The 25,705-nt window shown below is 43.5% G+C and carries 19 protein-coding genes; 12 read left to right on the top strand and 7 right to left on the bottom strand.

Features of this window, described 5'->3' with window-relative positions:
• Window positions 1-13 precede the first annotated feature (13 nt).
• Complete coding sequence (locus AXF23_RS09325; RefSeq protein WP_233251271.1) at window positions 14-1,006, bottom strand: acyltransferase family protein; 993 nt, start codon at window positions 1,004-1,006, stop codon at window positions 14-16.
• A gap of 477 nt (window positions 1,007-1,483) precedes the next feature.
• On the bottom strand, window positions 1,484-2,518 hold the full coding sequence (gene ruvB / locus AXF23_RS09320; RefSeq protein WP_089365342.1) for a Holliday junction branch migration DNA helicase RuvB: 1,035 nt from the start codon (window positions 2,516-2,518) through the stop codon (window positions 1,484-1,486).
• Between the two features lie 262 nt (window positions 2,519-2,780).
• On the opposite strand from ruvB, the gene AXF23_RS09315 reads away from it, so the two are divergent.
• Window positions 2,781-3,716, top strand: a complete 936-nt coding sequence (locus AXF23_RS09315) for a YitT family protein (RefSeq protein WP_107625114.1) — start codon at window positions 2,781-2,783, stop codon at window positions 3,714-3,716.
• Window positions 3,717-3,965: 249 nt separating this feature from the next.
• Here the strand turns inward: AXF23_RS09315 and AXF23_RS09310 are convergent, their stop codons facing one another.
• Window positions 3,966-4,580, bottom strand: coding sequence for a glutathione peroxidase (locus tag AXF23_RS09310; protein WP_107625113.1), 615 nt, complete (start codon window positions 4,578-4,580; stop codon window positions 3,966-3,968).
• A gap of 158 nt (window positions 4,581-4,738) precedes the next feature.
• Window positions 4,739-5,431: an SIR2 family NAD-dependent protein deacylase gene (locus AXF23_RS09305; RefSeq protein WP_107625112.1), complete on the bottom strand. Its 693-nt coding sequence runs from the start codon at window positions 5,429-5,431 to the stop codon at window positions 4,739-4,741.
• Between the two features lie 256 nt (window positions 5,432-5,687).
• Between AXF23_RS09305 and AXF23_RS09300 the strand changes: the two genes are divergently transcribed.
• The 6 genes from AXF23_RS09300 to AXF23_RS09275 all read left to right on the top strand — a co-directional run bounded on the left by AXF23_RS09300 (window position 5,688) and on the right by AXF23_RS09275 (window position 12,339).
• Complete coding sequence (locus tag AXF23_RS09300) at window positions 5,688-6,293, top strand: FKBP-type peptidyl-prolyl cis-trans isomerase (protein ID WP_107625111.1); 606 nt, start codon at window positions 5,688-5,690, stop codon at window positions 6,291-6,293.
• Between the two features lie 90 nt (window positions 6,294-6,383).
• Complete coding sequence (locus AXF23_RS09295; RefSeq protein ID WP_107625110.1) at window positions 6,384-7,292, top strand: FKBP-type peptidyl-prolyl cis-trans isomerase; 909 nt, start codon at window positions 6,384-6,386, stop codon at window positions 7,290-7,292.
• A 402-nt stretch (window positions 7,293-7,694) separates the two neighbouring features.
• Window positions 7,695-8,705 carry an FKBP-type peptidyl-prolyl cis-trans isomerase gene (locus tag AXF23_RS09290; RefSeq protein WP_107625109.1) on the top strand — a complete coding sequence of 337 codons (1,011 nt, stop codon included), beginning with the start codon at window positions 7,695-7,697 and terminating at the stop codon, window positions 8,703-8,705.
• A 170-nt stretch (window positions 8,706-8,875) separates the two neighbouring features.
• A complete protein-coding gene (locus AXF23_RS09285; protein ID WP_107625108.1) occupies window positions 8,876-9,343 on the top strand; it encodes an Lrp/AsnC family transcriptional regulator in 468 nt (155 codons plus the stop codon).
• 51 nt (window positions 9,344-9,394) lie between these two features.
• Window positions 9,395-11,257, top strand: a complete 1,863-nt coding sequence (locus tag AXF23_RS09280) for a gamma-glutamyl-gamma-aminobutyrate hydrolase family protein (protein WP_107625107.1) — start codon at window positions 9,395-9,397, stop codon at window positions 11,255-11,257.
• 65 nt (window positions 11,258-11,322) lie between these two features.
• A complete protein-coding gene (locus tag AXF23_RS09275; protein ID WP_107625106.1) occupies window positions 11,323-12,339 on the top strand; it encodes a M28 family peptidase in 1,017 nt (338 codons plus the stop codon).
• Window positions 12,340-12,976: 637 nt separating this feature from the next.
• On the opposite strand, the gene AXF23_RS09270 is transcribed toward AXF23_RS09275, so the two are convergent.
• Window positions 12,977-13,411 carry a hypothetical protein gene (locus AXF23_RS09270; RefSeq protein ID WP_107625105.1) on the bottom strand — a complete coding sequence of 145 codons (435 nt, stop codon included), beginning with the start codon at window positions 13,409-13,411 and terminating at the stop codon, window positions 12,977-12,979.
• A gap of 426 nt (window positions 13,412-13,837) precedes the next feature.
• On the opposite strand from AXF23_RS09270, the gene AXF23_RS09265 reads away from it, so the two are divergent.
• From AXF23_RS09265 to AXF23_RS09255, 3 genes are all read left to right on the top strand, one after another.
• Window positions 13,838-15,064 carry a nucleoside recognition domain-containing protein gene (locus AXF23_RS09265; protein WP_107625104.1) on the top strand — a complete coding sequence of 409 codons (1,227 nt, stop codon included), beginning with the start codon at window positions 13,838-13,840 and terminating at the stop codon, window positions 15,062-15,064.
• Between the two features lie 90 nt (window positions 15,065-15,154).
• Window positions 15,155-16,606 (top strand): oligosaccharide flippase family protein, encoded by a 1,452-nt coding sequence (locus AXF23_RS09260; protein ID WP_107625103.1) that lies wholly within the window; start codon window positions 15,155-15,157, stop codon window positions 16,604-16,606.
• Window positions 16,607-16,767: 161 nt separating this feature from the next.
• Window positions 16,768-18,891: a S46 family peptidase gene (locus tag AXF23_RS09255; RefSeq protein ID WP_107625102.1), complete on the top strand. Its 2,124-nt coding sequence runs from the start codon at window positions 16,768-16,770 to the stop codon at window positions 18,889-18,891.
• Window positions 18,892-19,068: 177 nt separating this feature from the next.
• Here the strand turns inward: AXF23_RS09255 and AXF23_RS09250 are convergent, their stop codons facing one another.
• A complete protein-coding gene (locus AXF23_RS09250) occupies window positions 19,069-20,991 on the bottom strand; it encodes a DEAD/DEAH box helicase (protein ID WP_107625101.1) in 1,923 nt (640 codons plus the stop codon).
• 474 nt (window positions 20,992-21,465) lie between these two features.
• On the bottom strand, window positions 21,466-21,588 hold the full coding sequence (locus tag AXF23_RS16475) for a hypothetical protein (protein WP_254919360.1): 123 nt from the start codon (window positions 21,586-21,588) through the stop codon (window positions 21,466-21,468).
• A gap of 526 nt (window positions 21,589-22,114) precedes the next feature.
• Here AXF23_RS16475 and pnp point away from each other — a divergent pair.
• Together pnp and AXF23_RS09240 are read left to right on the top strand one after the other, a co-directional pair.
• Window positions 22,115-24,370 (top strand): polyribonucleotide nucleotidyltransferase, encoded by a 2,256-nt coding sequence (pnp, locus tag AXF23_RS09245; protein ID WP_009011020.1) that lies wholly within the window; start codon window positions 22,115-22,117, stop codon window positions 24,368-24,370.
• Between the two features lie 460 nt (window positions 24,371-24,830).
• Window positions 24,831-25,442, top strand: coding sequence for a hypothetical protein (locus AXF23_RS09240; protein WP_233251270.1), 612 nt, complete (start codon window positions 24,831-24,833; stop codon window positions 25,440-25,442).
• The last annotated feature ends 263 nt before the right edge of the window (window positions 25,443-25,705 follow it).

Genomic DNA, 25,705 nt, shown 5'->3' with positions numbered 1-25,705 from the left:
CTAATCCCCTTCCTTATATCAGTCCTTTCTTGCCAAAGAAGAACTTTGATAATCCCGTGACATCCATCAGCCACGTTATTCCATACGAGCCTGCAATGGCGAAGGCTACACTAACGACAAGGAATAACATTCCTGTTGGCTCCATACGGAGCAGTAGAGATTGATAGTATTTGGCAAGAATAGTGAAGATGGGGGAGAAGAGTAAGAGCGGTAAAGTATTACGTCCGATAAAGAGAAAGAGGTTGCGTAGGGGCTGAGGAATACCTAACTGATAGACCCACAACAGTGTACTGATAACCAAGAAAACCACACAAGCCCCTGCAAAGGTTGCTTTATCATAGTGGGAAGGGTCGATGCACCACACCACTAAAAGGCCCACTGTCCACCAACGACCGGGGAAGGCTTGGCGGAAGTTACCTACTGATTGGCGTACAAGAGCACCTATAAGGAAATAGGCCGCATTGGCTATTGAGAGTAGTCCACAGCCGTAAGAGAGCAGCCAAAGGAACAGGGCAAAGAGCGTAAACTTGCCCAACAGCACCTGATTCTCCGAACTCATCATTTTGATAGGGAGTAGTGGTTTCTCTTGTTTAATGCTCGATGAAAAGGCTCTTTTTGGTCTTTTGAAAGCGAGATAATACGAGATACCGCACAGCATGAGTGTATGCAAATACCAGTAAGGGCCCATCGGATGAAGGAAGATATGGTCGATCAGTATTCCTACCGTCAGATGGTCTATATGCTCACGGATAGGTAGAAGCGAAGCCATCACGGTGTATCCGCTTTCCATCAACGTATATGGAATGAATATCCAAAGCATTGTTTTCCCAAAAGCAGCCCATGACTTGTTCACATTAAACAGATAACCCGACACCAGTAAGAAGCCCGGCATGTGAAAGGTATAGACCAGCTGTTTGGCAACAGGGTAGGTGTCGCCTATATAAGTAAGGTGGAAAGCAATCATCAGTGTGATGAAGACGAACTTAAGAAAGTCCAGTTTTTCCATCCTTGGCTTAGGTTTATGCATTTGAATAATCATGTCGACAAAGTTAGGAAATAAGCACGACACTTCAAAAAGATATGGTTGTAAAAGAATAATTACCCTCTTAAAACTCTGTATTTGGCTCTTATTGGCTGCTACAAGTAGGAGTTTATGGCCAATAAAGAGTATTAGTAGAGTAGGAGTCCACCTATAAGTTGAGGCCAATTCCTGTAGGAATCTTCATAGAGAAATTTTACCTCAGCGAATTATTTACGTGAAAAAAAATATTTCTTTTCATGAAGAAAAATATTTTTTTTCACGTAAATAATTCTTTTTCTTCATGAAAATAAATTGAATGAGACGGTATGAGAGGGTAGGGGAGGCTGTGATAAAGTGTTGAATATGAGCTTTATAATGATTGCGTAAAGGCCGTTCTAAGATGATAAAAAACAAGAACTCCATTGCGTCTGTTCGGTATGAACAATTGCAATGGAGCGTTTGTTAGTCGAATAACCCTGGTTGAAGCGGGTTTGATGAACCGTAGTTTCGTCCCAAGTGGTCGTAGGCAAGCTTTGTTGCCACACGCCCTCGTGGTGTCCTCTTGATAAATCCCTCCATGATAAGGAAAGGCTCGTAGACCTCCTCAACCGTACCAGAATCTTCACCGATGGCCGTCGCAATGGTCGAAACACCTACCGGACCGCCATGGAACTTATCGATGATAGTGAGTAGTATCTTATTATCGATTTCGTCCAAACCATACGTGTCTATGTTCAATGACTGTAGTGATATGGTGGCTATTTCGGGTGTGATAGTACCATTACCTTTCACTTGTGCAAAGTCGCGAACACGGCGAAGTAGGGCGTTACAGATACGTGGTGTGCCACGTGAACGACGTGCAATCTCTACTGCAGCTTCGTCGACAATGGGCACTTTTAATAGTGTTGCTGAACGCTTGATGATACGCTTCAAGGTCTCTGGATCATAATATTCCAAATGTAGATTGATACCGAATCGAGCGCGGAGAGGGGCTGTGAGCAGTCCACTTCGCGTCGTTGCACCTATGAGAGTGAACGGGTTAAGGTCTATTTGGATAGACCGTGCCGATGGCCCTTTATCAATCATTATGTCGATACGATAGTCCTCCATCGCTGAGTAAAGATACTCCTCAACGACGGGAGAAAGGCGGTGTATCTCGTCAATGAATAGCACATCGTTAGGCTCCAAAGAGGTGAGAATGCCCGCAAGGTCGCCCGGTTTGTCGAGAACCGGACCAGAGGTAAGCTTGAAGCCGACACCGAGCTCGTTAGCAATAATATTGCTTAATGTTGTCTTACCCAATCCTGGAGGACCGTGCAAGAGGGTGTGGTCGAGTGGTTCCCCACGGAATTTAGCAGCTTCAACAAACACGCTAAGGTTCTCAACAACCTTCTGCTGTCCGCTGAAATCATCAAACTTCAGAGGGCGCAGAGCGTTCTCGAAATCTTTTTCAAGCGAGTTCTGCCTTTCTTCATGTATGTCAAATTCTTCTGGCATGTTGCTATCTTTCTGCAAAAAGATGTAAGTTTTAGAGAGAATAGACCATGTCTTCGCACATTGTTCGCATACCCCCTAAAACATAGTCTTTTATGGATACATCTGCTATGCTTGCCTATGAATAGTCGAATATGGCGTTAGGTCTGTCTCTAATGGGAAGATATAATTTTCTGCAAAGGTACTCTATTTTTTCTGTGCGAGGGCTTTGTTTCAGAAAAAATATCTAAATTTGTAGCGTCATTCAACTCATATCCTTAAATATATGATTAACAAGATCAACAAGAAAGTACTGTATCGTGAAGTCTTAGACTACGTGATGATAGCCGTAGGTATGATGTCTTACGCTATCGGATGGATGGTTTTCCTACTTCCAAACCACATTGGTAATGGTGGAGTAGCAGGTTTAGCTTCCATCTTGAAATGGGGACAGAACATAGACGTAAGTATTACTTACTTTGTTCTGAACGCTATTCTCTTAGCTGTTGCATTAAAGGTTTTAGGCTTAAAGTTCTGCATTCGCACCATCTATGGGGTGGTAATGCTGACCTTAATGACGCGTGCTTTTGGGCATTTCTTCCCTAATCCGGGGCTCTTACACGGTCAGCCGTTCATGGCAGCAATCATTGGTGCAGCGTTCTGTGGCGTTGGCTTAGCCTTTGGACTGTCTTATAACGGTAGTTCAGGAGGCTCGGATATTGTCGCAGCGATAGTTAACAAGTATCGTGATATCTCCCTTGGACGAGTTATCTTGTTAGTGGATATGACCATCGTGACGGGCAGCTACCTTGTTCTTCACAGTTGGGAGCTGGTTATCTATGGTTATGTTAACTTGATTATCACGTCGTTTGTGCTCGATCAAGTTATCAGTTCGAGTCGGCGATCAGTACAGTTTCTTATCATATCAGAGCGGTATAAGGAGATTTGTGATATGATTTCGCAAGAGCAACCACACCGTACAAGTACGATAATCGATGCTAAGGGCTATTATACTGGGCATGAGATAAAGTTGGTTATAGTAGTTACTCGCCAGCGCGAAGCCTCCTATGTGTATCGAATGATTGATGAGATAGACCCTGATGCATTCGTAACTCAGAGTCAGGTAATGGGTGTGTTTGGTAAAGGATTTGATAAGTTTAAGGTGAAGAAGAAGTCACCTAATAAGAATAAGCAGAACTCTACTAATCTGCCTAAGCAATAAAACGAACAAAGCCGGCTGACACGTGGTTGCGTGTTAGCCGGCTTTGCTTTGGGAGTATTGGGTTTATTGGCCTTATAAGGCCCATTGGCCCAATAAGGCTTATTGCTTTATTAGCCCTATAAGGCCCATTGGCCTAATAAGGCTAATTGCTTTATTAGCCCTATAAGGCCCATTGGCCTAATAAGGCTAATTGCTTTATTAGCCCTATAAGGCCCATTGGCCCAATAAGCCTAATAGCCTTCTTAGCCTTTACTTCATCCTCAAAGCCGCCTTAATACCAGCCTCAACGTCTTTCATATCAGCTGTTGGTTCAAAGCGATCGATGACATGTCCCTGTCTATCTACTAGGAACTTTGTGAAGTTCCATTTGATACTTGGATCCTTGAAGTAGTCTGGGTTCTCCTTGCGAAACCTCTCATCGAGGAACTTACCGATGTTATTATTCATGTCAAAGCCCTTGAATGGCTGTTGAGCCTTTAGGTAAGTGTAGAGCTGTGACTCGTTACGTCCGTTTACATTAACCTTTGCGAACTGTGGAAAAGTGGTCCCATAGTTGCCTGTACAGAAGGCATGAATGTCGCGGAAGGAGCCAGGTGCCTGTGCACCAAACTGATTACAAGGGAAGTCAAGGACGACAAATCCTTGATCCTTATAGGTCTCATAGAGTTTTTGTAAGGCCTCGTACTGTGGTGTAAATCCGCATTTTGTCGCCGTGTTCACGATGAGCAGCACCTTACCCTTGTAGTCTTTCAACTTAACGGTATGGTCATTACCGTCCTTCACACTAAACTTGTAAACATTCTTCTGAGCCATGGTTGGCAACGCCATAAGGGCTAAGAAGATGATTGATAATAGTTTCTTCATACATTTAATCATTGATATTCACATTCACTTAAGCCCTAATGAGAGGGTAGGGGATAAATGGTTGGTATCGTATATATTCTTTCTTGGTTATTAATAGGGGTACAGTATTGGGAGTGACTGTCCTGTAGTTAGTTACATGTAATACTATCCTCGACTCCTTACAATAGTTTTATAAATTCTTTCATACCCTCACTTGCGCCCTTCTTGATATGTGTAAATCTACCAGAAGCACGTGTAGGCGTATCGTCAGGGTCGATTAGATAGATAGGAGTCCCTGGTCGGGTGTATTGCACAAGACCAGCGGCAGGATAGACAACAAGCGATGTCCCAATGATGACAAGCATGTCTGCCTGTGCTACAAGCTCTGCTGCAGGCTCAATCATAGGGACTGCTTCACCAAAGAAGACTATGAACGGACGCAAGAGACTGCCGTCGCCTGCAAGCTGACCTGGCTCTACCTCACAGTGATCGGCAGGTAGTTCTACTATGTATCTATGGTCGTCAGGGTCCTTACTTGAGCACACCTTAGTCAGTTCCCCATGTAGATGGATAATCTTTTCAGTCCCCGCTTTCTCGTGGAGATTGTCAACATTCTGCGTAATCACTGTTACGTCGTAGTCTTTCTCAAGTTCTTTAATAAGGAGATGACCCTCATTAGGCTTGGCCGCATATAGTTTCTTGCGTAGACGGTTGTAGAAGTTATTGACGAGGGTAGGGTTAGCAAGCCAGCCCTCGTGGGTAGCTATCTGTTCAACAGGGTAGTCTTCCCATAATCCATCATTACCACGAAAGGTCTTGAAGCCGCTCTCCACGGACATTCCAGCACCTGTTAAGAATACGATTCTCTTCATACTTCGATCTTTATTGAGTTGAGGCTTGAACAAGGAGAATATCTAATAAGTACCTATTCCATAAAGTTCTTGAAAGGAGAGTATGGCAAAGAGAATGCCAATAGATTATCTTTCAGAATTTAGGTAATAAGTAACAACTTACTAACTAATCCTCCGTTCTCTATGACAAATTTAGTAATTTTAATCCGATTAATGCCCTACTATACCTTAAAAATAGTATCTTTGCACATTAATTATTAACATATTAAGAACAAGAATGGATAAATTAAGCTATGCACTGGGGATCGGTATCGGTTCACAACTTGCTGGAATGGGTGCAAAAGAACTGAATATTGACGACTTCGCACAGGCTATCAAGGATGTTATTTCGGGTTCACAGCTGAAAGTTGACAATGTTGAAGCACAGACACTGGTACAGAATTTCTTCCAAGAGCAGGAGGTTAAGCAGCAAGCAGCAGCCGCTGAGGCTGGTAAGGCAGCAAAGGCTGAGGGCGAGGCTTTCCTTGCTGAGAATGGTAAGAAGGAGGGTATTGTTACCTTACCATCAGGTTTACAGTATCAAGTGTTGAAGGAAGGCAATGGTAAGAAGCCTTCTGCAACAGACCAAGTAGTATGTCATTATGAAGGAACGCTGATTGATGGTACTGTCTTCGATAGTTCTTATCAGCGCAATCAGCCTGCTACATTCGGCTTGAATCAGGTTATCCCTGGTTGGACCGAGGGTGTACAGCTCATGCAGGAGGGTGCTAAGTATCGCTTCTTTATCCCTTATAAGCTTGCATACGGTGAGCGTGGTGCAGGTGCACAGATACCTCCTTTTGCTACACTCGTATTCGATGTAGAGTTGATAGAGGTAAAATAATGAGTATTGTAGGCGATTGAAAGCGATCATGTCGTTGGTTATCGCCTACTTAAATAATATTGCTTAAGGAACTAAACAAATAAAAGTATAATGAAGAAAGTTTATTTATTAGCTGCTATGGCTATTGCAGCTGCAGGCTTCACAGCCTGTGGCAATTCAGCTCCAAAGGAGAGTTTGAAATCTGATGTAGACTCTTTGAGCTACGCATTCGGTGTTGATCAGGGTCAAGGTGTTAAGCAGTATCTTCAACAAATGAAGATAGATACCGCTTACATAGACGAGTTTGTAAAGGGAATGAACGATGGTGCAAAGAATGCCGACGATAAGAAGCGTGCTGCTTACAATGCTGGTGTAAGCGCAGGAATGCAGATGAACATGGTTATTAAGCAACAACTCAATCGTCAAATCTTTGGTGAAGACTCAACAAAGAGCATCTCTTTGGATAACTTCCTCGCTGGTTTTGCAGCAAGTGCAAAGGGTAAGGGCCAGAAGATGACCGTTGAGCAGGCTCGTGAGATTGAGCAGAAAACATCAAAGGCTATCCAGATGAAGACTGCAGAAAAGACTTACGGCGCTAACAAAAAGAAGAGTGATGCCTACATGGCAGCCAACGCCAAGAAGCCAGGAGTGAAGACTCTCGGTCATGGTGTACAGGTGAAAGAACTCAAGGCAGGCTCTGGTGCTACTCCAAAAGCTTCTGATGTAGTTAAGATTAACTATGTTGGTAAGACTATCGACGGTAAGGTCTTCGACCAGCGCGATGGTGCTACAATGCCTGTAGGAGGTGTTATCCCAGGTTTCACAGAGGCTTTGACTAAGATGCCTGTTGGTGCTAAGTGGGAGATTACTATCCCTTATACAGCAGGTTATGGCGCTGAACAGCCAAGTCCAGACCTCAAGCCATTCTCAACACTCGTGTTTACTGTAGAATTGCTCGGTATCGAGAAGGCTCCACAAGGGCAGCCAGCAATGTCACAGCCAGCACCTGCTGTGAAGTAATTAAGGCTTAATCCTATTTCGATGGGGCTTCCTTTCCTTTGCGAAAGAGCGTCTATTGAATTCCTATTTCACGATGACTGCGATTTTTTTTTCATGAAAAAAAATATTTCTTGTCGTGAAAAAAAATATTTATTCTCATGAAAGTAATTATTTATTTTCATGAGAATAATTCAATAATGAGACTCTTGTAGCATGGAAAGGAAGATGTATAGATGCTTAAAAGAGTATTATCACTCATCGAAAAAACGCTTAGAGCCAATGGTTTAGACCCTGAATAAACCTCCAAAAAAGCAGACAAGAGGGCATTAAAGTTCGACAGATGGAGAACAGAAATTCTGCTGATACTATTTAATCTACACCCTCTTAAAAATAAAAACATCTTTTCTTTAAAACGACAAAACAATGAAGAAAGTAATTATACTGGCTCTGCTCATCGCAGCAGGTTCAGTCTTCAACTCTGCAAGTGCACAGAGTAAGAAGAAAAACAAGGTCGGCAAACAGAATACTGAGTGTCAACTGGCTTGTAAAACAACTCCTGTAGAGTTAAGAACACCGTCTGATTCGTTGAGTTATGCGGCAGGTATGGCCATGACTCGCGGTCTGAACGATTATCTCGCTAATCAGTTCGGGGTGAAAGAAGCCCAGATGCCTGACTTCCTACGTGGCCTGCGCCAAGGAATAGACCATCGTAAGGACTCTGCCTTTGCTGCTTATGTAGCCGGATTAGTCATCAGTTCGCAGGTAGAGAAGACGATGTTGCCTAATGTCACAGCCCAGTTTGAGGATACACCAGCTCCTATTAATGCCGACTTACTCTATCGAGGATTTGTAGCAGCACTTGCAAAAGACTCTACAGTACTAAAGCAAGCAGTCGCTGAGCAGCTCTTTGAGAAGAAACAAGTTGAACTGAAAGTAAAGAAAGAGGCTGAAGCAAGGGCTAAGAATGAGGCTTATCTGGAAGAAAACAAGAAGAAGGCAGGGGTTGTAACACTCCCTTCTGGTTTGCAATACCGTATCATTAAGAAGGGTGATGGCGTTCTCCCAAAGGATGGCGACCGTGTTCAGGTAAGCTATGAAGGTAAGACTGTTGACGGAAAGGTGTTTGATGCCACATCACGTCATGGTGTTGAGTTTGATACCTTCAATGTGAATGGACTCATAAAGGGCTGGACCGAGGCTCTAAAGATGATGCCTGTAGGTTCAACATGGGAGATTGTTATACCAGAAAACTTGGCATACGGCGAGCGTGGCGCAGGTCGTGACATTGCTCCATATTCAACACTTATCTTCACACTCGACCTTAAAGGCATTGAAGCCCCAGCCGAAAAGGAGAAGAAAGTAGTGGAGGCTGCTAAGTTGGTACCCGCTAAGAAAGCCCCTACACAGAAGTCAAAGAAGACTATGAAAAAGTAAGGTAAGAGCCGTGAAATACTGTTCTATTCCTTAAAATAAAGACAAAATGCGCCCAAGAGGCGCATTTTTTCTGTCATATTGTTGCCTGTTCCATATTAATTCCCTACTTTTGCTCGCTATCAATTTATATCTTTCAATTATCGAACCAGTAATGTAATCCAGCCTTGAATATGGAAAAAGTAGACCGTTTAGACAAGAAGATATTAGGTATTCTATCGCAGAATGCACGCATGCCATTTAAGGATGTGGCCGCTCAATGTGGTGTGTCACGTGCCGCTATACACCAGAGAGTACAGCACCTCATAGAGAATGGTATTATTACGGGTAGTGGTTTCGATGTCAATCCGAAGAGTTTAGGCTACAGCACCTGCACCTACGTGGGTCTTAACCTTGAACGTGGTTCTATGTATAAGAAGGTAGTTGAGCGCATAAGTGCCATTCCCGAGGTCGTTGAATGCCATTTTACTACGGGTCCTTATACAATGCTTGTCAAGCTATATGCCAAAGATAATGAGCAACTCATGGACCTTCTTAACAATCAACTACAAGGTATTGCAGGCGTGGTATCGACTGAGACGCTTATATCTCTTGAACAAAGCATTAAGAGAGAGATACCTATTGTAGAGGAACTCCTCTAAGTCTCCCTCCCAACTAATAATGATTAAACGACTTATTAAATAGTAATTAGAATGCAATATGATATTCAGGAACACCTTGAAAAGGTGTATGCCACATTCCCAGAGGCTAAGCGTAAGCCTATAATAGGTATTACAACCAATTATATGAATGGTGATGCAGCGTTAAGGAATGTCTATTATAAGCAGGTGGTAGCGGCTGGTGGCGTTCCAATGTTGGTTCCTCCTATTGCTGATAAGGATGTTCTTGTCAATACACTCGACCATTTAGATGGCCTTCTCCTCACTGGTGGGGCCGATATTAACCCTCTTTGGTACGGAGAAGAACCCTCAGTTAAGCTGCATAACATCAATGCTGAGCGTGATCTACCAGAACTTATGCTAATTCGTTTGGCCTATAATCGACAAGTGCCTATCCTTGGTATCTGTCGAGGAATACAAAATCTTGCTGTCGCCTTAGGCGGGAAAATACAGCAGGACATCTATGAAGACTATATCAAAACGGATGAGACTGTAGAGAAGAAGTTGAGCAAAGACAAGACTATCACAACCTTTCATGCTGCAACACTCAAGCATTCACAGGACGCAGAACGCAGTGAAGCGACGCATAGCGTGACCGTTCTCAAGTCTTCTGTACTCTATGCTCTCTACAAGGAAGAACGCATTATGGTCAATAGTTTCCATCATCAAGCGGTGAAGGAGGTTGGAGATCGCTTCCGTGTGACGGCTCTCTCTCCCGATGGAGTTATCGAATGTATAGAGAGTAGTGAGTTTAAGCCTATCATGGGAGTACAGTGGCATCCTGAATGGATGGGTGAAGAAGGTGGCAAACTATTTCAGTGGCTTGTCGGACAGGCCAACAACTTCTATCTTGCCAAGCAACTTCACCAGCGTATCCTGACGCTTGATACACACTGCGACACCCCGATGTTCTTCCCACAAGGCGTCCACTTTGAACAGCGCGACCCTCGTATTCTATACGATCTACACAAGATGACGGATGGAAGACAGGATGCTGTGACGATGGCCGCATACCTTCCACAACCGAAGATAGGTGAGTCTTTCTCATCAAAGATTGATGTTGAGGGGCTAAAACGCTTTAATCCTAACCTTACAGAGGTGTTAGATCATCTCTCACCTGCCGCTTATGCCGACCTTATCTTCGATAAAATCGAGGAGATAGTCAAGCAGAATCAACGTTATATCAGTATAGCTCGCACCCCATCCGACCTCTATGAAGACAAGCGTAAGGGGCGTAAGAGCATCATGTTTGCCATTGAGAATGGTCTTGCCTTAGAACATAAGCTTGAGAATGTCAAGCATTTTGCACAGCGAGGTGTGACCTATATTACCCTTTGTCACAATGGTGACAATGATATATGCGACTCTGCACGAGGCTGCAACACCCATGGTGGAGTAAGTAAGTTTGGTGAGGAAGTCATCAAAGAGATGAACCGCAATGGTATTATGGTCGACCTTAGCCATGGCGGAGAGAAGAGTTTTTATGACGCATTAGACATCAGTTCGATGCCAATCGTATGTAGTCATTCAAACAGTAAAGCACTCTGTGACGTCCCTCGTAACCTTACTGACGACCAGATGAGAGCCTTGGCAAAGAAGGGTGGAGTGGCCCACATCACGCTTTATCAGGGTTTCTTGAAGAAAAGCGGAGAGGCGACAGTGATGGACGCCATAGCCCATCTCGAGCATGCCATCGACATTATGGGTATCGATCATGTAGGAGTTGGCACCGACTTCGACGGTGATGGCACTGTAAGAGGTATGTGTGATGCCAGCGAAATGATAAACTTCACCCTCCATCTCCTCCGTCGTAAGTACAGCGAACGAGACATAGAAAAGATATGGGGAGCCAACTGGCTTCGTGTAATGGCAAAGGTACAGAGTGTAAGAAAGTAAACGAATAGAATCGTCTTCAGCTACTTTTTAAATAGAGGTGGCGGAGAATAAGAACGTAATCAACGATGAGAACAAACTTAAATCCCCTTTTTGGTTGCCTCGTGGCAGTGTTGCTTACAACCGTAACGTTCGGCTGTAAGGGTAAAGCAAGTGGTAATGTGAATACTACTGACACTGTTGCTACGGCCAAACCTGTCGGTCCTTCGTTCAATGCAGACTCTGCCTACGCTTTCACAGCAGCGCAGTGTGCGTTCGGACCACGTGTGATGAACTCTGCTGCCCATGACAAGTGTGGCAAGTGGATAGTAGAGAAGTTCAAGCAATATGGCTGTGAGGTCAAGGAACAAACGGCTGACTTAAAAGGCTACGATGGTACGGTATTGAAGTCAACCAATATCATTGCACGATTCAATCCACAAGCTAAGAGGCGTATCTTAATATGTGCGCACTGGGATAGTAGGCCTTGGGCAGACAACGACCCAGACTCGACTAACCACAAGAAGCCTGTCATGGCTGCCAATGATGGGGCCAGTGGCGTGGCTGTAATGCTCGAGTTAGCGCGTCAGTTACAGGCCGATAAGAAGCTAACAGTGGGTGTTGACTTCGTTTGTTTCGATGCAGAAGACTGGGGAGTACCGACCTGGGCGACTGGATATCAGAACAGTGAAGACTCTTGGGCATTAGGTGCTCAATACTACGCAAAGAACTTCCCGACTGCAGTTAAGCCTCAGTTCGGTATTCTTCTTGATATGGTAGGAGGCGAAGGAGCGCAGTTCTATCGCGAGGGCATGTCTGTTCAGCTTGCTCCTGACGTCGTAGGCCGTGTTTGGGAAGCTGCTAAGTCGGCTGGTTATGGCTCTTATTTCCCAGATAACATTGGCGGGATGGTTACAGACGACCATGTTCCTGTTAATCAGTATGCCGGTATTCCTACCGTAGACATTATTCCTTACTATCCTGATTGCCAACAAAGCTCTTTCGGTCCGACCTGGCATACGGTCAACGACACGATGGAGCATATTGATAAAAATACGCTGCAGGCAGTAGGACAGACTGTTATTCAGGTGTTGTATTCATTATAAAAGAGTAACGATAGACGTTTTTATTATTCGTGAACATAAGAGGCTGGAATTCTGTCAGGGATTTCAGCCTTTCTTTTTCTTGCCTACCTCTTTTGGGGCTAACCATGACATAGAAAGTGACAAGGGGCAGGTTATGAACAAAGGGATAGGGGTTTTTGTGTGTAACCTACTTATTTCTTGGGTGGAAGAAGCCGTCATTAAAGGGCTGAAAGGGCTGAACTAAAAGGTTATTATACCATCCTTTTCGCACTGCATACCATCCTTCTCCGATTTTTTTTCATGAAAAAAAATATTTCTTCTCATGAAAAAAAATATTTCTTTTCATGTAAATAATTCTTTTTCTTCATGAAAATAATTCGCTGGGGAGTGTCTTTGTGGGTGTAAATCAGTTGATAGAAGGGAATAAGAAGGATGGTCTAAGCACTAAATCGCAACTTGTCTCAAAGGCTAACTAATCTTTTTCGTGTCGGTAATGAGCAGCGTTTTGAGAAGAAGGGAGGGTAGATTTGCCCCTTTTTCTTCGATGGAATGGGACATTTAAGAAGGTTGAAAACGAAAAAGCCGACTATGGGCAAAATCTCTTGCAACCATAATCGGTATTTTTGACGATTGATAATGTAGTCTCCTTTTCAGGCGTTTATAGGCGGTTTAATGACTGCTTAACACTTGAAATCAGCAAGCACATCTCAGCCGCATTCAGCCCTCTAATCAATACATTAGGCTCTCTGTACTCCACAGCATAGTTCGATAAAGCAGGTACACAATGAAAGAAAGGTAGGTCGACTACCTCTCCTTGGTTCGTTGTACTAACGAATTTAAGGCGTATGTCAGCGAAGCTATCTTCCTTGTTCTTGTATAACTCGTTAGGAAACATTGGTAGGATAGTGTTGACACCCTCTGTTATAACGAAACTAAGGAGCTTCTCCTTGCCCTCTTTTTCATAACATTGAGGCTCTGCTACACAAGCATTAGACCATAAATCGACCTCCTCGGTCTCCTCTTTATCTAAGAAACATTGGCCCTTCTGTTGCGTTTCTCGCTTACTCTTCTTAAACAAATCGAATATACCCATATAGTCTTACAGTTACTATCTGTATTCGCAAAGTGACTAATTATGTATTAATAGTAATCGGAAAGAGATACAATTCTATCCGAAAAAGACGTTTGCAAAGATAAAGACTTCGTACTATATATACATAATTAGGTGTGTTAAAAAGATTAAACAATATGCGTCTAACGGTTTAATCATCGATAAAAGATAGAAAAATAAGGTGTAATAAGGGTTGTTTAGACATGGTTTAAGAAAACAACCCACGACATATTATCGAAAAAACAATTAGAAACACGGACACAAACAACATCTTTTTAGTTTATTATGCCGTAGGTTCACACAGAAATGTTTATCTTTGCATTGGGAAAGCATGGTACCTTTGTGGGGCTGTCTGTCCCCGCTTCTGATATATAACAGACATCTTAAAACAATTATAAGCAGCAATAAATGGCACTGAACTATATTTGGATAGGATTCTTTCTCATCTCATTTATCTTCGGACTCGTCTCTCTCTTGATGGGAGATACAGACATATTTAGTAGGATGATGCTATCCACATTCGACTCGTCTAAGACAGCTTTCACGACTTCTATTGGTCTTACGGGTGTCTTAGCACTGTGGTTGGGAATCATGAAGATTGGCGAAAAGGCTGGTGTAGTAAATGTTCTTGCACGTATGTTAAGCCCTTTCTTCTCAAAGCTCTTCCCTGATATTCCTAAGAATCACCCTGTTATGGGTTCTATCTTTATGAATATTGCGTCAAACATGTTGGGCCTTGACAATGCAGCTACCCCTACAGGACTGAAAGCGATGGCTCAGATGCAAGAACTGAATACCAAGAAAGACACGGCAACAAACCCAATGATAATGTTCTTAGTACTGAATACTTCGGGTTTGACGCTTATCCCTACGACTATTCTTGGCTATCGGAGTATGAACGGAGCAGCACAGCCAATGGATGTATTCATCCCTATCTTGTTGGCAACAACGGTTGCGACGATAGCAGGTATACTCCTTACAGCTGCGTGGCAACGTGTCAATATCTTCCAGCCAACATTGTTCTTGGGTCTTGTTGGTATCATTGGCTTTGTCGGACTGGTAATGTGGGGATTCGGACAGATGGATAAGCAAACGATGAATACGGTAACTAAAGTAGCGTCAAACTTGATTATCATGTCGATAATCGTCCTTTTCATCGTTGTTGGAATGTGGCGGAAAGTGAACGTTTATGACGCTTTCATCGAAGGAGCGAAAGATGGTTTCCAAACCGCAGTACGTATTATTCCTTATTTAGTAGCTATCCTTGTGGCAGTAGGGGTGCTACGTGCTTCTGGTGCGTTAGACCTCTTGATAGATGGTATAAGGTGGGTTGTACAGCAATGTGGACTTGATACAAGATTCGTGGATGCACTCCCCACAGCCTTTATGAAGCCCCTTTCAGGTAGTGGAGCACGTGGCCTTATGTTGGAATCAATGAAAACCTTTGGTGTTGACTCATTCGTTGGCAGATTGAGTTGTATCTTCCAAGGCTCAACAGATACCACCTTCTATATTCTTGCAGTTTATTTTGGCAGTATCGGTATACGCTACACACGCCACGCATTGGCCTGTGGACTGTTAGCTGATTTGGTGGGTGTAATAGCCGCTATCGCCGTCTGCTATATATTCTTTTAGGAGATAATAGAGTCTATTAAACTATTGGGCTGTTAGCCCTATAAGCCTTATTAGCCTAATAGGGCAAATAAGCTAAACTACAAAACGACAATGGCAAATTTAAAATCACTGGCAAAAGACACTGCTATCTATGGCTTTAGCAGTATTATCGGAAGGTTCTTAAACTATCTTCTCGTACCCCTCTATACAGCAAAGATTAGTGCTGCGAGCGGTGGATATGGTGTTATAACAAACATCTATGCCTATACAGCCTTGCTGTTGGTAGTTCTGACGTATGGAATGGAGACTACTTTCTTCCGTTATGCCAACAAGACTGACCAAGACCCACAGAAGGTTTACTCAACTACTCTGTCTTTAGTAGGATTGTCATCACTGCTGTTTATAGCGATGGTCTTTGTTTTCTTACAGCCTATCTGTGACTTTATGGGCTATTCAGAACATCCTTCGTATGTGTGGGTGATGGCTATCACGGTTGCGATAGACGCTTTTCAGGCTATTCCTTTCGCCTATCTAAGATATAAGAAGCGCCCTATTAAGTTTGCTGCCTTCAAACTGTTATTCATTGCGTTGAATATCATCTTGAACCTTGTTTACTATCTCTTCTTAGGCGGACATGATGTAGGTTATGCCTTCTACATCAACCTTGTTTGTACAGGAACTATCACTTTCTGCTTTTGGAGAGAGTTGAAAGATGGCTTCTTTGCCGGTGGTAAGCTCCTTGATATGCCTTTGGCGAAGAAGATGCTATCCTATTCTTGGCCTATCCTCATCCTTGGTATTGCTGGTATTCTTAATCAAACGGCAGGTTATATCATCTTCCCATACGTCTATAAGAATAGCGATGCGCATACACAGTTGGGTATCTTTGGGGCTGCAAGTAAGATAGCTATGATCATGTCGATGATTACGCAGGCCTTTCGCTATGCTTATGAACCATTCGTCTTTGGTAAGGCTCGCGACAAGGACAATAAGGAGACGTATGCAAGAGCTATGAAGTTCTTTATCATCTTTACGCTTTTAGCTTTCTTGGTGGTGATGGGCTATATGGATGTTCTGCGTCATATCATTGGGCGTGACTACTGGGTAGGATTGAAAGTTGTGCCTATCGTGATGGCAGGAGGTATCATGACAGGTGTTTACTTCAACCTTAGTTTCTGGTATAAACTCATTGATAAGACGATTTGGGGTGCCTATTTCTCAGGCATCGGATGTGCTGTAATCATCGGAATCAACGTGATTTTCGTACCAAAATACGGTTATATCGCCTGTGCATGGGCAGGTTTCTTGGGTAACGCTACGGCTATGGTGCTGTCTTATATCGTCGGTCAACGTAAGTATCCGATAGATTATCCATTAAAGAGTATTGGGGTCTATGTCCTTATAGGTGGTCTCTTCTTTGCTATTATTAGCTATACTAATGCCAACCTGTCTGTTGCTGCGGCTTTAGGAATTAATACTTTGGTTATTATCCTATTCATTGCTCATGTCTTATACCATGACTTCCCGCTGCAACAACTGCGTAAACGATTTGGTAAGAAATAAGAGATGTTGTGGGAGAAGAGGGTTTGTAAGACTATAAAGGATCGTCTTATAGAGCGTTAAAGATAAGTAGGCGCACCCTCTCTATGCTCCCTGTAGACTTTTGTTAACCCTTTATACACAAGTAGAAAACAAGTAAGTATCAATTAATTAATAGTATCAATATGAAGAAATCGACATTACTTATTGCCGGACTTCTCGCATTGGGTAGTACAGCTATGCATGCTGATGAAGGTATGTGGACGCTCTATAACTTGCCAGAGGCCGTCTATGAACAAATGGTAGCTGAGGGTTTCCAGTTGCCACAGGCTATGCTTTATGGCGCTCCAAACGCTATCAGCAATTCAGTTATTAATTTCTCTGGCTATTGCTCAGGCGTTGTTGTTTCTCCGAATGGTCTGGTCTTCACCAATCACCATTGTGGATTTAGTGCAATTAATGCCCATTCCACCGTAGAACATGACTATATGAAGAATGGTTTCTACGCCAAGACCTATGCTGAGGAACTCCCAAATAAAGACTTGTTTGTATCCTTCATGAAGAAACAGGAGGATATTACGGCTCGCGTGAGTAAGCTTGTTGCAGGGAAGAACAGCGAACAGACCGAGGCTATCATAGACTCTCTTACCAACCATCTGACCGACTCTATTAAGGCTATCGACAAGACCCTGCATATCAGTATAGACCCTTTCTATGAGGGAAACAAGTACTATGCAACTACATATCAGGATTTTCCTGATGTGAGACTGGTCTTTACTGTTCCCAAGAGCATGGGTAAGTTCGGTGGAGAGACGGACAATTGGATGTGGCCAAGACAGACAAGTGACTTCTCAGTGTTCCGTATCTATGCTGATCCAAAGACTAATGGACCAGCTGCTTACTCAAAGGATAATGTGCCATATAAGCCTGCTAACTGGGCACCAGTAAGTCTTGAAGGCTATAAGGACAAGGACTTTGCGATGACAATAGGCTATCCGGGCTCTACTAATCGGTATCTTTCTTCATACGGTATACAGCAACGTAGAGACATAAACAACGCTGTTCAGGTGCAAGCACGTGGTATTAAGCTTGCTATCCTAAAGCGTTATATGGACAAGAGTGAGAAGACTCGTATCCAATATGAGGACAAGTACGTTGGAGCAGCGAACTATTGGAAGAACTCAATGGGTATGAATAAGTGCATAGACTCCATTGGTTTGATTCGTCAAAAGGCTGAATACGAGGCTAAGATACAAAGGTGGTTAGACGAGAAGAAGGTCAAAGACCCTTCTGTAGATGTCGACTTTGCTAAATTGAGTAGGCTTTATAAAGAAAGTAACGAGCCTGCCTTGGTTCAAGCTTATTGGAGAGAGTCTTTCTGGAAGGTGTCTGAGTTTATACAGAGGGCCTTTGATATTACTCGTGGAGCTATCGAACCACAGGGGCCAGAGAACGATCCTAAGGGACAGTACATACTGTTTAAGGACAATAGTAACGATTGGAACTTAGCTCTTGACAAGGAGATGACAGCCGCAATGTTGAAGAATTATGCCGAACATGTGCCTGCCCAGTATCTCCCAGAGGCGTATAATGAAATCAAGACTAAGTTTGGCAATAATTATAAGAAGTATGTTGACTGGCTTTATTCAAAGAGTATGTTACTCGTTAAAGGGCATAAGTTCTATAATGATGAGAAGACTCTTGAAGACCCAGGTATCTTACTTGGAGTGCAGCTCGTAATGGTGTATCAGAAAGTATTAGCTGATTATGCCACGAAGGAAGATGCTATTGCCAACGAGGAGAAGAAGCTCTGCGAGGCAAAGGTGCAGATGGAGATGGATATGCCACACTATAGTGATGCCAACTTCACCATGCGCTTGTCTTATGGACAGGTGGGTGGCTATATGCTTGGAGGCTTTGATAGCAACTATTACACGGCCGCTGAGAGTATTGTAGAGAAGATGAAGAAGGGCAAGAAGCTTGAGGATTACAAGGTAGAGCCCGTCATGATGGAGCTTATGAGTGCTAAGGACTTCGGCCGTTATGCTGATAAGACAACAGGAAAGATGCAGCTTTGCTTCCTTACTAACAATGATATCACTGGTGGTAACTCAGGTTCTCCAATGTTCGATGGTAAGGGTCGCCTTATTGGTCTTGCTTTCGACGGTAACTGGGATAGCCTTTCAAGCGATATCAACTTCGATCGCAAGCTCGCACGTTGTATTGGTGTTGACATTCGTTATGTACTCTACTTAATGGATAAGTGGGGTCACGCTGATCGTTTGCTGAACGAGATTAATCCACAGTAAGGGTCTGTCTTAATATATAAAAAGCCCCATAGCATCGATGCTATGGGGCTTTTTTGATAGCTCTTTAAGCCACTCTGAAGGATAAAATGCAGTAGATGAGGTGTTTACTATCAGTTTACTCCTCACCTTTATACGCTAAGTCCTCCATCCTTTCAGACTGAGCTGTAGTATAGCTCCCTATTTCTTTGGTCTGCGTCTGGCCCATCCTTCTTCAGAGAAATCGGGTTCGTCGCCCTTTAGCTTAGCTGGTGCACCTTTCATAAGTTCCTTCCAATCATCTTTCTTGAACTTATACTGTGCGCCAAAAGCATTGTCATCATTCTGTCGACGACCACGTCCTCTACGCTCACGAGCGTCCTGACGACCTTCTCCGCGGCTGCCGTAACCACCACGACCGCCTGCAGGACGACCATTGCTGTTGGCCGAGCGACCACCAGCCGAGCGTCCGTGACCACCCTCTTCAGCATCGTTACAACGTACCTTACGACCTTTATAGGTAGCACCGTCCAGCGATTGCATCACCTTCTGTGCGTCCTGCTCTGGTACTTCGATGTAGCTCTGCTTAGCAAGGAGGTCGATATGTCCTACAGCCTGCTTACCATGCACATTCTTATTGATGAACTGCATCACCTCGCCCGGATAGAAACCATCTGCCTTACCTAAGTTGATAAAGAGTCGCTTATAACCACTCTCCGGCTTGCGTGGACCACGGCTGCGGCTTCCTCTGCCTTCACCTCTTGCGCCACGGCTATCTTCACGTGCACTACGTGATGATGGCTTCTCAATCTCCTGAGCATTCTTATAATAGTCAAGGAAACGACCGAAGGTTGCAGAAACAATCTTCTTGATGACAACCTCCTTATCGATATACTCGAATTGGCGGTTGATATCCTTCATGTAAGGGGCAATCTGGTCCTCATCGACGTCTGTCTTCAGGATGTCATCCATTGTCTTAAACAGCTGCTTCTTACAGATTTCCTCTGGTGAAGGCAGTGTTCCGTCAACAAATTCCTTACTGATTTCGCGTTCAATATTACGTACCTTATACTTCTCACGTGAGTGAATAATCGAGATAGAAGTACCCTTCTTTCCTGCACGACCTGTACGGCCAGAGCGGTGAGTATAGTTCTCTATATCATCAGGTAGCCCATAGTTGATAACGTGTGTCAAGTCGTTCACATCCAATCCACGTGCTGCAACGTCTGTAGCGACGAGAATCTGTGTGAGATGTGAGCGGAACTTCTGCATCGTAAGGTCACGTTGCTGCTGTGAGAGGTCGCCATGCAAGGCTTCAGCATTGTATCCGTCCTTAATCAACTTATCAGCAATTTCTTGCGTCTCAAGCTTTGTGCGGCAGAAAACTATCGCATATATCTTTGGGTAGAAGTCTACCAGTCGTTTCAAGGCAAGATACTTGTCGCGTGCATTCACCATATAATAAATATGGTTAACACTCTCGGCTCCCTCGTTGCGGCTACCCACTACAATCTCTTTATAGTCGTGTAGATAACCCTTTGCAACCCGTTCTACTTCACGACTCATCGTGGCAGAGAATAGCAGTGTATTACGGTCTTCAGGCACACCAGTCAATATCTCGGTGATACTCTCTTGGAAACCCATGTTAAGCATTTCGTCGGCTTCATCCAAGACAACGTTTCTCACATTATCAAGACGAGCTTTTCCACGGTGCATAAGGTCAATCAGACGACCCGGCGTAGCCACGATTATTTGTACACCATGGCGCAACTGGCGAATCTGTGTATCGATAGATGCACCGCCATAAACCGCTGCGATGTGTAGATGAGGGATATACTTGCTAAACTCCTTTAGGTCATCAGCAATCTGCAAACACAGTTCACGTGTAGGACTAAGCACTATCGCCTGCGTATCCTTGCTGCTTGTGTCAATGCGTTGCAGCAGAGGAAGACCGAAGGCAGCCGTCTTACCCGTACCAGTCTGTGCCAGTGCGATGACGTCGTTACGATTACCAAGTAAATAAGGGATTACTTCTTCTTGTACAGGCATTGGATGTTCAAATCCAAGCTCACCAATGGCGCGACGAATCTCTTCGCTCACACCTAACTCTTCAAATGTCTTCAAATTCGTTTGTTTATTATTTATTATCCTATATAAAGGTAAGATCACCACCAAACGAACCCACTAAAAAGACACTTGCCTGCGACGGGCTTCAACCAGTCAGTACGCAGACTCTCAGGTGGTATGTTACCTTTTTATTGGTTGCAAAGGTACGGCAAGATGTTGATATGGACAAATAAAACTGATTATAAATCAAGGTTATGGGGCAAATAGTTGGTGTAAGAGCAAGGAAAAGACCGTGAACACTATTAAAAATAAGGCTAAGAGAAGAAATAGTTGTGTCAAAACCTATTAAAAAAATACGCCAAACTGCGCTTTCTGTTATAAAGTCTAAAAGTATTAATGATTATTTCTAAATCTCATTTTATTTATGTGTTTTTTTTGTAACTTTGCGTTGTCAAATAGAAAATAGTCGTTATTAAAGTTAATTATTTGAGTTAGTACAAGGACACAAAACTTACGTGAGTAAGATTGATGTTAAACGAAAGGCTTCGCAGGGATGCGAAGCCTTTTTATTTTTAGGCTAAGGTAAGGCCCTGCCTTGGTTTCTTCTTGATAGGAGAGGGGAGTGAATACTACTGCTGAGAGGCGTTTCTTCATTGTTTATTATCGCTCGAGACGGCCGGTTAACACCTTTCGTTCGTTACCAATTGACCGATAATTTCAAATTCTTTTCATGAACAAAAATATTTATTTTCACGATAAGAAATATTTTTCTTCATGAATAAAAATATTTTTTTTCATGAAAATAATTCGAGAGAGTAAGGTTGTCATAATTCATTAACATAGATTTCTTACGATGAAAACGACGATTTCTGTACCATGAAAGACCCTACTTTAGCATCGGTCCGACAATTGCCTTGAAAGTAGAAAACTATCACCTAAAATCAAAAAGGTCGTGTTTGAGCTGAGAGCCTATAGTGAAAAGCGATTTAACATCTGATAATTAGCACCGCAAAAAATATGGTTATTTATTTGTGTGTTACATATATAATAGGTAAATTTGCACGGATTAATTTTTTTCGGGACGCGTGAGAAGGTAACATCAAGACTTTAGAACCTTGCGCATTGTTGCCGCTTTTGGTTCCCAAAGATGTTGGTCAAAACAATAAGTTATAATTTTTAGATGAACGTAATTACGAAAACAGTTCAGTTGCCAGATGGGAGAACCATCTCAATTGAAACCGGAAAGGTTGCAAAGCAGGCTGATGGAGCAGCGGTACTCCGCATGGGTAACACCGTACTTCTCGCCACTGTTTGTGCAGCTAAAGAGGCAGTTCCGGGCACAGACTTCATGCCTTTGCAAGTTGATTATCGCGAGCAGTATGCTGCCGCAGGTCGTTTCCCTGGTGGTTTCACCAAGCGCGAAGGCAAAGCCAATGACGACGAAATCCTTACATCACGCCTTGTGGACCGTGTTCTTCGTCCACTTTTCCCATCAGATTACCACTGTGAAGTTTATGTACAGGTAATGTTGCTGTCAGCTGACGGCGTCGATCAGCCTGATGCACTTGCTGGATTGGCAGCTTCAGCAGCTCTTGCTGCTTCAGACATCCCTATCGAGCATACTACATCAGAGGTTCGCGTTGCACGAGTTAACGGCGAGTACGTTATTAACCCAACCTTCGAGCAGATGAAGGAGGCTGATATGGACCTCATGGTAGGCGCTACCAAGGACAATATCATGATGGTTGAAGGTGAGATGGATGAGGTTTCTGAACAGGATCTCATCGGTGCCTTGAAGGCTGCACACGATGCTATCAAACCAATGTGTGAGATGCAAGAGGAGCTGTCAAAGGCTTGCGGAACAGATGTTAAGCGTGCATACGAAGATGAAGTCAATGATGAAGAGCTCCGTGAAGAGCTTCGCAAGGCTACATACGATGCTTGCTACGCACAGGCTCAGAGTGGTGACGATGATAAGAAGCACCGTGAAGAGACTTACGATAAGATTAAGTCTGAATTTACTGAGGCTTATGATGCAGCTCACACAGACCTTTCAGAAGACGACCTCGAAGAAAAACACACACTTATCGACCGTTACTTTGCTGATGTTCAGCGTGACTCTATGCGCCGTAGCGTACTTGATACAGGCAAGCGCATGGACGGTCGTGCAACAGATGAGATACGTCCTATATGGTGCGAGGTAGATACTCTACCAATGCCACACGGAAGTTCGCTCTTTCAACGTGGTGAAACAATGTCTCTCTCTACCTGTACTCTCGGTACAAAGATGGATGAAAAGATGGTTGATAACGTCTTGGAGAAGAGCTACCAACGTTTCCTTCTTCACTATAATTTCCCTCCTTTCTGTACAGGTGAGGCTAAGGCGCAGCGAGGAGTTGGTCGTCGAGAGATTGGGCATGGTCATCTTGCATGGAGAGGACTAAAGGGTCAGATCCCAGAGGACTTCCCTTACACTGTTCGTTTGGTTAGTCAAATCCTCGAATCAAATGGTTCTTCATCCATGGCAACCGTATGTGCGGGTACACTTGCACTGATGGATGCAGGCGTTCCAATGAAGAAACCAGTCTCAGGTATCGCTATGGGACTTATTAAAAACCCTGGTGAAGACAAGTATGCAGTGTTGAGTGACATCCTTGGAGACGAAGATCACTTGGGTGATATGGACTTTAAGACAACTGGTACAAAGGATGGTTTGACTGCAACTCAGATGGATATCAAGTGTGACGGATTGTCATTCGAGATTCTTGAGAAGGCGCTTATGCAAGCTAAGGCAGCTCGTGAGCACATCCTTAACATCATGACTGAGACAATTGCCGAGCCACGTGCAGAGATGAAACCACAGGTTCCTCGTATCGTACAGTTGGAGATTCCGAAGGAGTTCATCGGTGCTGTCATTGGCCCTGGAGGCAAGATTATTCAGCAGATGCAGGAAGAGACGGGTGCTACTATCACTATTGAAGAGACAGAAGGAGTAGGTAAGGTACAGGTGTCTGCGCCAAACAAGGACTCTATCGACGCTGCTCTCGGTAAGATTAAGGCTATCGTTGCTGTTCCTGAGATTGGTGAGGTCTATGAGGGTGTAGTACGTTCTATCATGCCATACGGCTGCTTCGTAGAGATACTCCCAGGTAAAGACGGCTTGTTACACATCTCAGAAATCGACTGGAAGCGCCTTGAGACTGTTGAAGAAGCTGGTATTAAGGAGGGCGATAAGATTAAGGTTAAGCTCCTTGAGATCGATCCTAAGACTGGTAAGTATAAGCTTTCTCGTCGTGTGTTACTCGACAAACCAGAGGGTTATGTTGAGCCACAACGCCGTCCAAGAGGCGACCGTCGTCCACGTCGTGAGGGTGATCGTCGTGATGGCGAGCGTCGTCCACGTCGTGAGAACAATGATTTTGGGAACCACGAATAAACTTTATTCGTAATTAAATTATAGTCCCCTGCAGGCCTACAGTGGCTTGTGGGGGAATTATACTCACCTTTGTTTAAGATGCACAGTACGCAAACCTTGTTTCTAATGACTGTGCATACAATGTTTACCTACGATGTAACCGCATAAATCTGATAGTGAATCCGCATCTATCTAATGGTATAGTCGTATCAACCTGATGGTGTAATGACATCTATTTAGTAGTATAATCGTATCTACTTGATGGTGTAATCTGATCTATCTAATGGTATAACCGCATGAAACAGATAGTGTAACTGCGTCTTTCTATACGGTATAACCATATCAACCTGATTGTGTAACCACATCTACCTACCACTCGTCTGCTGAGACGGGGGAGCGTAGTTGGATTGAGATAACGAACGCTTCAAGAGAGACGGTATCGTTGAAAGGCTATTATCTTGTGAGTCCAAACCCATGGAATGTGGAACCTTTTAAAGCATTATATGTCGCTAATCTGACCGACCTCAAAGCGTTGAGTCGAGGAAGCAGTAGTGTCGGTATGCCAGGAAACTCAACCACTTCAATTCCTGCAGGAAGGTCTATTTGTTTAGCTGCGGGCACAGGGGATGCAGAAGTAGTTGCTAAGAATAAGGCCTATCAAGTAATCAATACAGGCTCAGGAGTGTCTACTCCATCGGCTGTTACGGGTTGTGTACGCTATTCAAAGTATATTTGTAAAGACGGTTGGAACATCGACTTGAAAGATCCTAACAATAATATAGTAGACAATTTCGGCCTTGAAGTGGCCTATTTGTTGAATGGCAGTAATGGATTCTACTATAATTATTACTTAGGAGAGTGGGATTTTATTCGCTCTAAGGACAAGCCTTTTAATGCTCCTTATAATGGTTTTAACCCGAAGGGGTGGTATTATATGCCGATAGAAACAAGCAGATTAAATCTTCTTGGAACTTTTAACGATGCTGACAGTAGGTTTATTCCATTCGTGGAATATAAAGATGGGAGTAGTGTGAATAGAGTTGAACGATACCATGATATGACTTATTACACTGCAATAAAGCACCTTCCATAAGCATGGAAGAGACAAGATAGTTTGGTGACAAGCTTTTTCTTAGATGAAGGAAGGCGGGGATACATCGTGTATTCCTGCCTTTTTTATGCCGATTGAACCCTTTGGGGGCTATGAAGAGTGGATATATTCATCCACAAACAGACTTGAATATCTGTACAGAACGTACCCATATATGAACCAATTAAGCCGATGCAACCCTATTTATATCCCCCTTGAAGAGGTCTGCCCATAGTCAATAGCGAATTTTTTTCATGAAAAAAAAT

It is taken from the genome of Prevotella sp. oral taxon 313, assembly GCF_003043935.1.
Lineage (GTDB): Bacteria > Bacteroidota > Bacteroidia > Bacteroidales > Bacteroidaceae > Prevotella > Prevotella jejuni.
This window is presented reverse-complemented; position numbering and strand designations above follow the sequence as displayed.

Excerpts from the sequence above, each read along its gene's own strand:
- AXF23_RS09285 (WP_107625108.1), top strand. The coding sequence starts at position 8,876 with ATGGAAAAAGTAGACCGTTTAGACAAGAAGATATTAGGTATTCTATCG.
- AXF23_RS09270 (WP_107625105.1), bottom strand. The coding sequence starts at position 13,411 with ATGGGTATATTCGATTTGTTTAAGAAGAGTAAGCGAGAAACGCAACAG.
- AXF23_RS09265 (WP_107625104.1), top strand. The coding sequence starts at position 13,838 with ATGGCACTGAACTATATTTGGATAGGATTCTTTCTCATCTCATTTATC.
- AXF23_RS09310 (WP_107625113.1), bottom strand. The coding sequence starts at position 4,580 with ATGAAGAAACTATTATCAATCATCTTCTTAGCCCTTATGGCGTTGCCA.
- AXF23_RS09290 (WP_107625109.1), top strand. The coding sequence starts at position 7,695 with ATGAAGAAAGTAATTATACTGGCTCTGCTCATCGCAGCAGGTTCAGTC.
- AXF23_RS09295 (WP_107625110.1), top strand. The coding sequence starts at position 6,384 with ATGAAGAAAGTTTATTTATTAGCTGCTATGGCTATTGCAGCTGCAGGC.
- AXF23_RS09280 (WP_107625107.1), top strand. The coding sequence starts at position 9,395 with ATGCAATATGATATTCAGGAACACCTTGAAAAGGTGTATGCCACATTC.
- AXF23_RS09325 (WP_233251271.1), bottom strand. The coding sequence starts at position 1,006 with ATGGAAAAACTGGACTTTCTTAAGTTCGTCTTCATCACACTGATGATT.
- AXF23_RS16475 (WP_254919360.1), bottom strand. The coding sequence starts at position 21,588 with ATGAAGAAACGCCTCTCAGCAGTAGTATTCACTCCCCTCTCCTATCAA.
- AXF23_RS09275 (WP_107625106.1), top strand. The coding sequence starts at position 11,323 with ATGAGAACAAACTTAAATCCCCTTTTTGGTTGCCTCGTGGCAGTGTTG.
- ruvB (WP_089365342.1), bottom strand. The coding sequence starts at position 2,518 with ATGCCAGAAGAATTTGACATACATGAAGAAAGGCAGAACTCGCTTGAA.
- AXF23_RS09260 (WP_107625103.1), top strand. The coding sequence starts at position 15,155 with ATGGCAAATTTAAAATCACTGGCAAAAGACACTGCTATCTATGGCTTT.
- AXF23_RS09315 (WP_107625114.1), top strand. The coding sequence starts at position 2,781 with ATGATTAACAAGATCAACAAGAAAGTACTGTATCGTGAAGTCTTAGAC.
- pnp (WP_009011020.1), top strand. The coding sequence starts at position 22,115 with ATGAACGTAATTACGAAAACAGTTCAGTTGCCAGATGGGAGAACCATC.
- AXF23_RS09300 (WP_107625111.1), top strand. The coding sequence starts at position 5,688 with ATGGATAAATTAAGCTATGCACTGGGGATCGGTATCGGTTCACAACTT.
- AXF23_RS09305 (WP_107625112.1), bottom strand. The coding sequence starts at position 5,431 with ATGAAGAGAATCGTATTCTTAACAGGTGCTGGAATGTCCGTGGAGAGC.
- AXF23_RS09255 (WP_107625102.1), top strand. The coding sequence starts at position 16,768 with ATGAAGAAATCGACATTACTTATTGCCGGACTTCTCGCATTGGGTAGT.